Here is an 11,099-nt window from a genome sequence, read left to right as displayed (position 1 = left end):
CGCCGCTCCCGGTCGGCCTCGGACGGTTCGGCCAGTCAGCGTCCGGAGCCGGACGCGCCGACGCCGGCTCCAGCCCGCCCCGCACGCCGCTCCCGGTCCGCGTCGGAGGGCTCGGCCAGTCAGCTTCCGGCGTCGGACGCGCCCGGGGACACCTCAGGGCCGCCGCCCCGGGTGCGCAGCACGGACGCCCCGTGGCACGATGCCCGGCCCGCCTTCGACGAACCCGACACCACGAAGCCGGGCGACTCCCCGCAGCCGTCCCGCTCTCCGGGGAGCGACGAGGGCGACGAGGGCGCGGAAGCCGCGTCCCCGGACGCGTCTCAGCCCCTCCTGCGTTCGAGGAGCGGGGGCACGGGGGCGGAGCCCCCGGTTCGGGAAGGGGCGGGCAGGAGAGAAGCCCCACGCGGCGACTCCACCCCCAGGGAACCCTCCACCCCCAGCGAACCCGCCGACTCCGGAGGCGAGCCCGCACCCACGGACGAACCCACCCCCGACAAGCCCACCACCGCCCCAGAGCACCCCACCCCGGACCAGCCCACCCCAGACCACCCCGCCGGAGGCGATCCCGAGTGAACGACGCTCTCGACGTCGCCCTCCGTCTGGCCATCATCTTCGGCGTGTTCCTGGTCGCCCCCCTCCTCGTGGGCCAGACGGAACACAAGGTGATGGCCCACATGCAGGGCCGCCTGGGCCCCATGTACGCGGGTGGCTTCCACGGCTGGGCCCAGCTCGTCGCGGACGGTGTGAAGTTCGCGCAGAAGGAGGACGTGGTCCCGGCCGCCGCCGACCGCCGCGTCTTCCAGCTCGCCCCCGCCGTCGCTCTCCTCCCGTACCTCCTCGTCCTCGCGGTCATCCCCGTCGGCCCCGGCGACGGCGCGGTCGTCCAGGTCATCGACGCGGGCATCTTCTTCGTGCTCGCCGTCATGGGCATCGGCGTCCTCGGCTCGCTCATGGCGGGCTGGGCCTCCGCCAACAAGTTCTCCCTGCTCGGCGGCCTCCGTACCGCCGCGCAACTTCTCTCCTACGAGCTGCCGATGCTGCTGACCGCCGCCTCCGTGGCCATGGCGGCCGGAACGGTCTCGCTCACCGGCATCCTCGACGCCTTCGAGTGGTGGTGGCTGCCCTGGCAGATCGTCGGCGCCCTGGTCTTCTTCGTGGCCGGCCTCGCCGAACTCCAGCGTCCGCCGTTCGACATGCCGGTGGCCGACTCCGAGATCATCTTCGGCGCGTACACCGAGTACACCGGTCTGCGCTTCGCCCTGTTCCTCCTCGCCGAGTACGCGGGCATCGTCATCCTGTGCGCCCTGACCACCGTCCTCTTCCTCGGCGGCTGGCACGGCCCGTTCGGCGCCGACGGACTCGGCTGGCTCTGGACCCTCCTCAAGACCGCCCTCCTCGCGTTCGTCGTCATCTGGCTGCGCGTCAGCTACCCGCGCCTGCGTGAGGACCAGTTGCAGAAGCTCGCCTGGACCACCCTCGTCCCGCTCGCCCTCGCGCAGATCGCGCTCACCGGCATCGTGAAGGTGGCGATCAACTGATGCCCCCGATCCCTGGATCCGGCCTGGCCAAGGGCCTTGCCGTCACCCTGCGCACGATGACGAGGAAGACCGTCACCGCGCAGTACCCGGACACCCAGCCCGAACTCCCGCCCCGCTCCCGCGGCGTCATCGGGCTGTTCGAGGAGAACTGCACGGTGTGCATGCTCTGCGCCCGTGAGTGCCCCGACTGGTGCATCTACATCGACTCCCACAAGGAGACGTCGCCGCCCGCCGCCCCCGGCGGCCGTGAGCGCAGCCGGAACGTGCTCGACCGTTTCGCCATCGACTTCTCCCTCTGCATGTACTGCGGCATCTGCATCGAGGTGTGCCCCTTCGACGCGCTGTTCTGGTCGCCCGAGTTCGAGTACGCGGAGACGGACATCCACGAACTCACCCACGAGCGCGACAAGCTCCGCGAGTGGATGTGGACCGTGCCGGAGCCGCCCGCCCTCGACCCCGGGGCCGAGGAGCCGAAGGAGATCGCCGCCGCCCGCAAGGCCGCGGACAAGCTCGCAGCCCAACGCGCACAGGAGCAGCGGGAGCAGAAGGAGCAGAGGGAGCAGGCAGACGAGCAGGGAGGGACCCCGTGACGCTTCACACCGTGCCCTCAGCGCCCCCCGTGCTCATCGCAGCCGCAGGCGACCACCCTGGTTTCCTCTCCCCGTCGGGCGTCGAGATCGCGTTCCTCCTCGTCGGCCTCGCCACCCTCGGCGCCGCCGTCATCACCGTTACGACCAGGCAGCTGGTGCACGCAGCGCTCTGGCTCGTCGTCGCGCTCGGCGGACTGGCCGTCGAGTACCTCCTGCTCACCGCGGAGTTCATCGCCTGGGTGCAGGTGCTGATCTACGTCGGTTCCATCGTCGTCCTCCTCCTCTTCGGCCTGATGCTCACCCGGGCCCCCATCGGCCGCTCCCCGGACGCCGATTCGGGCAACCGGTGGGTCGCCCTCGGGGTGGCCGCCCCCGCGGCGGCGGCCCTCGTCTGGGTCGTGGTCGACGCCTTCCGCACCACCTGGATCGACCTCGACGGGCTGCCCCAGGGCTCCACCGAAGTCACCGGAGCCTTCCTGTTCCGGAACTGGGTCCTGCCCTTCGAAGCGCTTTCCGTCCTGCTGCTCGCCGCCCTCGTCGGCGCGATCGTCCTGTCCCGCAAACGCGACACGGACACCACGGTCCGCCCCGGCACGAACGGCACGGCCAAGCCCAGAACGGTGAAGTCCAGCCCGCCCGCTTCGCCCGGCACCTCCGGCACCTCCGGCACCTCCGGCACCTCCGGCACCTCCGGCACCTCCGGCACCTCCGGCACCTCCGGCACCTCCGGCACCTCCGGCCAGGAGGGGCAGAGCTGATGCACCTCGCCTATCCCGCCGTACTCGCCGCCCTCCTCTTCTGCGTCGGCCTCTACGGCGTCCTCGCCCGCCGCAACGCGATCCTGGTCCTGATGTCCGTCGAGCTGATGCTCAACGCCGTCAACCTCAACCTCGTCGCCTTCGACGTCTGGCTCCGCGACACCCTCCACTCCGGCCAGGCACTCACGCTCTTCACCATCGCCATCGCCGCCGCCGAGATCGGCATCGGCCTCGCGATCGTCCTGGCCGTCTACCGCAACCGGGGCAGCTCCGACATCGACCGGCTCCGCGACACCGCCGAGACCGACGAAGCCGAGACGCTCCCCGACGACGCCGACGCCGACAGCGCCGGGCCGCCCCCCGGCCAAGCGGACGAGAAAACAGGGAAGACGAAGAAGGCAGAGGCCACCACGTGACCACCACGACCCTCGCCGCCCTCGTCCCCCTCCTCCCGTTCCTCGGAGCCCTCGCCGGGCTCGCCGTCGGCCGCAGCGCCCCCGGCTTCGTCCGCCCGCTGGCGATCCTCCCGACCCTCGCCGCGGCCGTTCTCGCCGTGGCCGTCGCCGTCCGTCAGGGCGGCGGCCGGGCCATCGACGCCGCGACCCAGCTCACGCCCACCGGCTCGGTCCCGATCGACCTGGCACTGCATCTCGACGGATTCGCCGTTCTGGTCGCCGTCCTCGTCACCGTCGTCGCCACCTGCGTACAGCTCTACTCCACGGCCTACCTCCGCGACGACGCCCGGTATCCCTCTTACGCGGCTCTCGTCTCCCTCTTCACCTCCGCGATGCTCCTGGTCGTCTACTCCGGCGACCTGATGGTGCTCCTGGTCGGCTGGGAGATCATGGGCATCTGCTCGTACTTCCTCGTCGGCCACTACTGGGAGACGCCCGAGGCGCGTGCCGCCTCCCTCAAGGCGTTCCTGGTCACCAAGCTCGGCGACGTCCCCTTCCTGATCGCACTGTTCGCGCTCGCCGCCGACACCGGCAGCTTCCGGATCACCAAGATCCTCGCCGCCGTCGGCAACGGCGGACTCGACCACCCCACCCTCGTCGCCCTGCTGCTCCTCGCGGGCGTCGCGGGCAAGTCGGCCCAGTTCCCCCTGCACACCTGGCTGCCCGACGCGATGGCCGGCCCCACCCCCGTCTCCGCGCTCATCCACGCCGCGACGATGGTCGCCGCCGGCATCTACTTCGTGGCCCGCCTGCTGCCGGTCTTCGCGGCCTCCGGAGCGGCGCTCGTCGTCCTCGCCGTGATGGCCGCCGTCACGATGATCGGGTCCGGGCTCGCAGCCCTCGCCCAGGACGACATCAAACGCGTCCTCGCCTACTCGACCATCGGCCAGCTCGGCTACATGTCGGGCGCCCTCGCCGTCGGCGACCGTGGTGCCGCCGTCTTCCACCTGATCTCGCACGGTGCGTTCAAAGCCGTCCTCTTCCTCGCCGCGGGCGTCGTCATCCACGCCGCGGGCACCAACTCACTGGCCTCCATGTCCCGGATGGGCGGCCTCGCCCGCCGCATCCCGGACGCCTACTGGACGATGACCGTCGCCCTCCTCGCGCTCGCCGCCATCCCGCCGTTCGCCGGCTTCTTCTCCAAGGAAGCCGTCCTCGTCGCCGCCGAGCACACAGCCCTCGGGGACCGGACCGTCGCCCCGGCCGCCGCCGGCTGGACGATCCTGATCGCCGGGCTCCTCGCCGCCGCCCTCACCGCCGCCTACGCCGTACGCCTCTGGTTCCTCGCCTTCCGAGGGCGCGGCGCCGAAGTCCCCGACCACGGCCGGCAGCCCCTCGCCATGACCTCCGTCCTGTGGGTCCTGGCCGTCCCCACCATCGGCTTCGGCCTCACCGCCGGTGTGATCGGTGACTGGTTCGACGGGCACGGCCTCACGCCGTCCCTCACCACCGCCGTCCTGTCCACCGGCGTCGGCCTCGTCGGCGGGCTCGTCACCTACGGCGCCTGGCGGCACACCGCCGCACTCGCCGCCCGCACCCCCATCGGCGCCGTCGTCGCCCACCCCGGTGCCGAACCCGCCCTCGTCGAAGCCGAGGCCATGACGTCCCACACCGCTGTCCACGGCACCATCGCGGGCGCCTCCGACCCGGCCGACCCGGGACGACTCCTCCTGGGCCCGCTCCACCGCCACGCGGTCACCGGCTTCCACCTCGACGCCCTGTACACGGTGCTGTTCGTTCGGCCCGTCCAGGGAGCCGCCCGCCTCGTCCGCTTCCTGGACCGCGAGGTCGTCGACACCTACGTCAACGGATCGGGCGCCGTCACCCGCTTCCTCGGCACCGCCGTCCGCCGGGCCCAGACCGGCAACGTGCAGACCTACGCCGGCGCCCTGCTCGCCGGGTCCCTCGTCCTGGCGATCGCCGCCGTCGTCTTCGCCAACGTCAACGCGGGGTCGTGACCGTGATCGATATCAGTGCGTCCGTGATGCAGTTCCTTCTGGCGTTCGTCGTCGTCGCCCCGCTCCTCGGCGCCGCCGCGGCGCTGCTCCCCGCCCCGCCCGGGCTCAAGGGGAAGAGCCCCGACCAGGCCGTGCTCCGCCACGGTGTGACCGTCACCGGCGCCGTCCTCATCGCCGCGATCGTCCTGGCCGTCGGCTTCGACCACGACCACCCCGCCACGATGCAGGCGACCACCGACATCAGCTGGATCCCGGCGCTCGACGTCCGTATCCACCTCGGCATCGACGGCATCTCGCTCCCCCTCCTGGTCCTGACCGCGCTGCTGACCTTCCTCTGCGCGCTGTACAGCTACTTCAAGCTGCCCGCGGGCCCCTCGCCGAAGGCCTTCGTCGCCCTCGTCCTCGTCCTGGAGTCCGGCACCCTCGCCACCTTCGCCGTCCTCGACCTGCTGCTCTTCTTCCTCGCCTTCGAGATGGTCCTCATCCCGATGTACTTCCTCATCGCCCGCTGGGGCGACGGCCAACGGCAGGCGGCCGCCTGGAAGTTCATCCTCTACACCCTGCTCGGTTCGGTCGTCATGCTGCTGGGCCTCCTCCTCATCGGGCTGAAGAGCGGCACCTTCGACATGGTGGCACTCGCCACTGACAACGGCCGGGGCCTCACCACATCCGTGCAGGTCATCGCCGTACTCGCGGTCGGTCTCGGCCTCGCCGTGAAGACCCCGATGTGGCCTCTCCACAGCTGGCTCCCCGACGCCCACACCGCCGCACCCACCGTCGGGTCGGTGCTCCTCGCGGGCGTCCTGCTGAAGATGGGAACGTACGGATTCGTCCGGATCCTGCTCCCCATCGCCCCCGACGGCATGCGGACCTTCGCGCCCTACCTCGCCGCGTTCGCCGTCGTCGGTATCGTCTACGGATCCCTCGCCTGCCTGGCCCTGGCCCGTACCGGCGCCAAGGGCGACCTCAAGCGGCTCATCGCCTACTCGTCCGTCGGTCACATGGGCTTCGTCCTGCTCGGCATCGCCACCATGACCCCCACCGGAGTCAACGGCGCGCTCTTCGCCAACATCGCCCACGGCCTCATCACCGGCCTGCTGTTCTTCCTGGTCGGTGCCATCAAGGACCGCTACGGCACCGCCGACCTCGACACCCTCGCCGGAGCGACCGGGGCCGCCCTCTACGGCCGGGCCCCCCGCCTCGGCGCGCTGCTCGCCTTCGCCGCCGTCGCCTCGCTCGGCCTGCCCGGACTCGCCGGATTCTGGGGCGAGATGCTCACCCTGTTCGGCGCGTACAGCCCCGCCGAAGGCCTCAGCCGCCCCGCGTTCCGCACCTTCATGGCCATCGGGGCGTTCGGCACCCTGCTCACCGCCGCGTACATGCTCATCGTCGTCCGCCGCGTCTGCATGGGTGAACACACGCCCCATTCCCGGCTGTCGCCCGACGACCGGGCCCCGCAAGCTGCGGACGGCCCGCAGCCCTCCGGGGCCGCCGGGGCCCGACCGGCCACCACCCCGCAGCTCGCCGACATCCGGACGTACGAAGCCGTCGCCTGGACCCCGCTCGCCGCGCTCACCGTCCTCGCCGGCCTCTGGCCCGCCGTCCTCCTCGGCCTCACCGACCCGGCCGTGCAGCAGCTCCTCGCAGGAGGCAAGTCGTGACCGCGGACATCGGCACCACCGCCGGAAGCCTCATCGAACACACCACCGCGGCCGACGTCCCGGGCCTGCTCACCACCGCGGCCGACGTCCCCAGCGTCGTCCAGTCCATCGACTGGCTCGCGATCGCGCCCCCCACCCTCACCGCACTGGCCGCCCTGGTCGTCCTCGTCGCCGACCTGTTCCTGCCCGCGCACCGCAAACAGCTCCTCGGCTACGGCGCCCTCACCGCCCTCGCCGCCGCCCTGGCGCTGCTTATCCCCCTGCGCGCCGGGGACCGGTCCACGTTCTGCGTCAGCGACGGCGCCCAGGCCTGCAGCTACACCGCCGACCACTTCACCGTCGTCATCCAGGCCCTCGTCCTCGGCGGCGCGTTCCTCACCGTCCTGCTCTCGCTCGACGACACCCGCAAGCTGCCTGCGGGGGAGTACTGGTTCCTGCTCCTGGCCTCCGCCGCCGGGGCCGCCCTGCTGCCCGCCTCCCGTGACCTCGCCACGCTCGTCGTCGCCCTTGAGGTCGCCTCGCTGCCCGCGTTCGCCCTCGTCGGCATCGTGCGCGGCGACCGGCGCTCCTCCGAGGCCGCGCTGAAGTTCTTCCTCTCCTCCGTCGTCGCCACCGCCGTCATGCTGCTCGGCGTCAGCTTCGTGTACGCGACCACCGGCACCCTGCACCTCACCGAGATCGCCGCCCGCCTCCACGACGTGCCCCCGGTGCTCGACACCCTCGCCAAGACCGGGGTGGCCCTCACGCTCGTCGGCTTCGCCTTCAAGACCGCCGTCGCGCCCTTCCACTTCTGGGTCCCCGACACCTACGTCGGCGCGCCCCTCCCGATCGCCGCCTACCTCTCCGTCGTGGGGAAGGCCGTCGGGTTCTCGGGGCTCATTCTGGTGACCGTCATCGCGTTCCCCTCCTATGCCGACGTCTGGGGGCCCGCACTCGCCGTCCTCGCCGCGCTCACCATGACCGTCGGCAACGTCGCGGCCCTCCGCCAGAACGCCTCCCGTGCCCGCAGCGCCGTCCGCCTCCTCGCCTGGTCCTCGGTCGCCCAGGCCGGCTACCTCCTGGTCCCGATCGCCGCCGCCGCGTACTCCACAGGCGACCAGATCGGCTCCACCGTGGCGTACGCCCTCATGTACGCCGTCGTGAACCTGGGCGCGTTCGCGGTCGCCGCCCTCGTCGCCCGTACGCACCGCGGAAACCGGCTCTCCGACTACCGGGGCCTGTACGCAACCCGGCCCCTCGCGGCCTTGGCGCTCGGCTTCTTCCTGCTCTGCCTGGCCGGACTGCCGCCCGGCGTCATCGGGCTCTTCGCGAAGGTCACCGTCTTCTCCGCGGCGGTCGACGCGGGCCTCGGCTGGCTCGCCGTCGTCATGGCCGTCAACGTGGTGATCGCTCTCTACTACTACCTTCAGTGGACCGCGATTCTCTTCCGTACGCCGGACGGATCCCCGGAAACGGCAGGGGCGGACACCGGAGCCCCGGCATCCGCCCCGGCGCGCCGATTCCGCGCCCCCGCCTCTCTCACCACGGCGATCGTCCTCACCGCCGCCGCCGGAATCCTGCTCTCCGGGGCCCCGCAGACCGTCCTGCGCTTCGCCTCCGTGAGCCTTTTCTGAGCCCTCCAGGGCCCGCAAGATCGGTTTGCCCACGGCCCCCGCCACAGGGCAAGGTCTTGGCTGCATACGTCACGAAATCGGCGTCGACGTGTCGGAAACAAGAGGAGAGAGAGCAGTGCTGAACGGGTTCAAGGACTTCATCCTGCGCGGGAACGTCATCTCCATGGCGATCGGTCTCGCGGTCGGGGCCGCCTTCACCGCTGTCGTCACGGGCTTCAGCAACGCCTTCATCACCCCGCTGATCGGCCTCGCCACCCGCGGCACCGGAGACTTCAGCAAGGCCTCCTACAAGATCGACGGAGTGGAGTTCCCCTACGGCCTCTTCATCAGCGCGGCCATCGCCTTCCTGATCACCGCCGCGGTCCTCTACTTCTGCGTCGTGGTTCCCATGGCCAAGGTGCAGAACCGCTTCACCAAGGAGGAGGAAGAGGAGGCCGTCAACATCAAGGCCGCCCTCCGCGACTGCCCGCGCTGCTTCAGCGAGATCCCCGCCGTCGCCTCCCGCTGCGGCCACTGCACCAGCGAGGTCGAGCCCGACTCCGAGGCACTCTCCCTCGCCAAGCTCCCCGCACAGCAGCACTGACCGCACAGCACTGCCGACAGCGCAGCAACACCGGTCACACAGCAACACTGACCGCACCACCGCACCACGATGACGCCCCGCCACCCGTACGGCCCAGCGCCACTCCGTACGGGACCGGGGGCCTGACCGGCGTGAAAACGCGGTACGAGTACCGCCCTCCGGCCGCACGCACAAGGGAACTAGCTCCTCTCGCCTGGCGTTGACCAGTACGGGAGGCTCCACTGGGGAGTGGAGCACCACCATGCAAAGGGTTCCCCTGCTGCACCACTTGGAGGGCGTACCGTGCACCGCCGGCACAACGGGCTGAAGACCGCCGTACTCCTCGGGGGACTGTCCGCACTCATCATCGTCATCGGCAGTTTCTTCGGACGTACGGGCCTCGTCGTCGCGCTCCTGGTAGCCGTCGGTACCAACGCCTACGCGTACTGGAACAGTGACAAGCTCGCCCTGCGGGCCATGCGCGCCCGCCCTGTCAGCGAGTTCGAGGCGCCCCAGCTCTACCGCACCGTCCGCGAGCTCTCCACGGCGGCCCGCCAGCCCATGCCGCGCCTCTACATCTCCCCGACGCAGGCGCCCAACGCGTTCGCCACCGGCCGCAATCCGCGCAACGCCGCCGTCTGCTGCACCGAGGGCATCCTCCAGATCCTCGACGAACGCGAGCTGCGCGGCGTCCTCGGCCACGAGCTCAGCCATGTCTACAACCGGGACATCCTCATCTCGTCCGTCGCCGGAGCGCTCGCCTCCGTCGTGATGTTCCTGGTCAACTTCGCCTGGCTCATCCCGGTGGGCCGCTCCAACGACGACGAGGGGCCAGGCCTCCTCGGCATGCTCCTGATCATGATCCTGGGGCCGCTCGCCGCGTCCGTCATCCAGCTCGCCGTCAGCCGCTCCCGAGAGTACGAGGCCGACGCCTCCGGGGCCCAGCTCACCGGCGACCCACTGGCTCTCGCCAGTGCGCTGCGCAAGCTCGACGCCGGGACGAAGCGGCTCCCGCTGCCGCCCGAGCCGAGGATCGAGACCGCGAGCCACATGATGATCGCGAACCCGTTCCGCCCAGGCCAGGGGATGGCGAAAATGTTCTCCACCCACCCGCCGATGGTGGACCGCATCGCCCGACTAGAACAGATGGCAGGTCATCGCCCGTGAAAACCATCCTGAACGTCATCTGGCTGATCCTCTGCGGATTCTGGATGTTCCTCGGCTACCTGCTCGCGGGCCTCCTGCTCTGCATCACCATCATCGGCATCCCCTTCGGGCTCGCCGCCTTCAGGATCGGCGTCTACGCCCTCTGGCCGTTCGGCTACACCGTCGTCGACCGCCGGGACGCCGGCTCGCCCTCCTGCGTGGGGAACGTCCTCTGGCTGATCCTCGCGGGATGGTGGCTCGCCCTCGGCCACATCACCACCGGCATCGCGCTGTGCATCACGATCATCGGCATTCCCCTGGGCATCGCCAACTTCAAGCTGATCCCCGTCTCCCTCATGCCCTTCGGCAAGGAGATCGTCCGTACGGACCAGCCCTTCGCCACCCTTTGACACCCGCTGACCCGGCGGGCGCGGGGCCCCCGGGCAACCGAACACCTGCCCGCCGCGTCTTGGGTTTCAAGACGAAGCAAGGGGTAGGTGCAGCGACATGGGCATCATCAGTTGGATCATTCTTGGGCTGTTCGCCGGGGTCATAGCCAAAGTCCTTCTCCCGGGTCGCGACCCGGGCGGCATCATCGGCACCACCCTCATCGGCATCGCCGGGGCCTTCGTCGGAGGCTGGCTCTCCAGCCACTTCCTCGACCGCCCCATCAGCAACGACTTCTACGACACCGCGACCTGGATCGCCGCCATCGCCGGCTCGCTGGTCCTGCTCATCGCCTACCGGCTGCTGTTCGGCAACTCCCGCGAACGCCGCTGATCCGCGGGGGGACGCCGGAGTCCGCGAGCGCCCGGCGC

The 11,099-nt window shown here is 70.8% G+C and carries 11 protein-coding genes and 1 pseudogene; all 12 read left to right on the top strand.

What is annotated here, in order from left to right:
* Positions 1-573: pseudogene (locus tag B9S58_RS28440) on the top strand (hypothetical protein); the annotation flags it as partial.
* Positions 570-1,538 (top strand): complex I subunit 1 family protein, encoded by a 969-nt coding sequence (locus B9S58_RS28435; RefSeq protein ID WP_103534841.1) that lies wholly within the window; start codon positions 570-572, stop codon positions 1,536-1,538. The pseudogene B9S58_RS28440 and the gene B9S58_RS28435, both read left to right, overlap by 4 nt.
* Positions 1,538-2,128 (top strand): NADH-quinone oxidoreductase subunit I, encoded by a 591-nt coding sequence (locus tag B9S58_RS28430; protein WP_103534840.1) that lies wholly within the window; start codon positions 1,538-1,540, stop codon positions 2,126-2,128. The genes B9S58_RS28435 and B9S58_RS28430 overlap by 1 nt, the downstream gene beginning before the upstream one ends.
* On the top strand, positions 2,125-2,886 hold the full coding sequence (locus B9S58_RS28425; protein ID WP_374935716.1) for an NADH-quinone oxidoreductase subunit J: 762 nt from the start codon (positions 2,125-2,127) through the stop codon (positions 2,884-2,886). Before B9S58_RS28430 ends, B9S58_RS28425 begins: the two co-directional genes overlap by 4 nt.
* On the top strand, positions 2,886-3,302 hold the full coding sequence (gene nuoK, locus B9S58_RS28420; RefSeq protein WP_103534839.1) for an NADH-quinone oxidoreductase subunit NuoK: 417 nt from the start codon (positions 2,886-2,888) through the stop codon (positions 3,300-3,302). The genes B9S58_RS28425 and nuoK overlap by 1 nt, the downstream gene beginning before the upstream one ends.
* Positions 3,299-5,299, top strand: coding sequence for an NADH-quinone oxidoreductase subunit L (locus B9S58_RS28415; RefSeq protein WP_103534838.1), 2,001 nt, complete (start codon positions 3,299-3,301; stop codon positions 5,297-5,299). The genes nuoK and B9S58_RS28415 overlap by 4 nt, the downstream gene beginning before the upstream one ends.
* Positions 5,300-5,325: 26 nt before the next feature.
* Positions 5,326-6,960 carry an NADH-quinone oxidoreductase subunit M gene (locus B9S58_RS28410; RefSeq protein ID WP_103534848.1) on the top strand — a complete coding sequence of 545 codons (1,635 nt, stop codon included), beginning with the start codon at positions 5,326-5,328 and terminating at the stop codon, positions 6,958-6,960.
* On the top strand, positions 6,957-8,573 hold the full coding sequence (locus B9S58_RS28405; protein WP_181009491.1) for an NADH-quinone oxidoreductase subunit N: 1,617 nt from the start codon (positions 6,957-6,959) through the stop codon (positions 8,571-8,573). The genes B9S58_RS28410 and B9S58_RS28405 overlap by 4 nt, the downstream gene beginning before the upstream one ends.
* A 115-nt stretch (positions 8,574-8,688) precedes the next feature.
* The gene (gene mscL / locus B9S58_RS28400; RefSeq protein ID WP_103534837.1) at positions 8,689-9,156 is read left to right on the top strand and encodes a large conductance mechanosensitive channel protein MscL; all 468 of its coding nucleotides are present in this window, start codon (positions 8,689-8,691) and stop codon (positions 9,154-9,156) included.
* Positions 9,157-9,438: 282 nt separating this feature from the next.
* On the top strand, positions 9,439-10,302 hold the full coding sequence (htpX, locus tag B9S58_RS28395; RefSeq protein WP_103534836.1) for a zinc metalloprotease HtpX: 864 nt from the start codon (positions 9,439-9,441) through the stop codon (positions 10,300-10,302).
* A complete protein-coding gene (locus tag B9S58_RS28390) occupies positions 10,299-10,691 on the top strand; it encodes a YccF domain-containing protein (protein ID WP_103534835.1) in 393 nt (130 codons plus the stop codon). Before htpX ends, B9S58_RS28390 begins: the two co-directional genes overlap by 4 nt.
* Before the next feature lie 97 nt (positions 10,692-10,788).
* Entirely contained in the window at positions 10,789-11,061 is a 273-nt protein-coding gene (locus tag B9S58_RS28385) for a GlsB/YeaQ/YmgE family stress response membrane protein (RefSeq protein ID WP_103534834.1), read from the top strand.
* Positions 11,062-11,099: the final 38 nt, after the last annotated feature.

It is taken from the genome of Streptomyces sp. SM11 (genome assembly GCF_002910905.1).
Classification (GTDB): domain Bacteria; phylum Actinomycetota; class Actinomycetes; order Streptomycetales; family Streptomycetaceae; genus Streptomyces.
The sequence above is the reverse complement of the archived record's forward strand: the minus strand, read 5'-3'. Positions and strand labels throughout refer to the sequence as shown.

What these genes read in the sequence shown, in the direction of transcription:
- B9S58_RS28430 (WP_103534840.1), top strand. Translation starts at nt 1,538, where the DNA reads ATGCCCCCGATCCCTGGATCCGGCCTGGCCAAGGGCCTTGCCGTCACC.
- nuoK (WP_103534839.1), top strand. Translation starts at nt 2,886, where the DNA reads ATGCACCTCGCCTATCCCGCCGTACTCGCCGCCCTCCTCTTCTGCGTC.
- B9S58_RS28410 (WP_103534848.1), top strand. Translation starts at nt 5,326, where the DNA reads ATGCAGTTCCTTCTGGCGTTCGTCGTCGTCGCCCCGCTCCTCGGCGCC.
- B9S58_RS28385 (WP_103534834.1), top strand. Translation starts at nt 10,789, where the DNA reads ATGGGCATCATCAGTTGGATCATTCTTGGGCTGTTCGCCGGGGTCATA.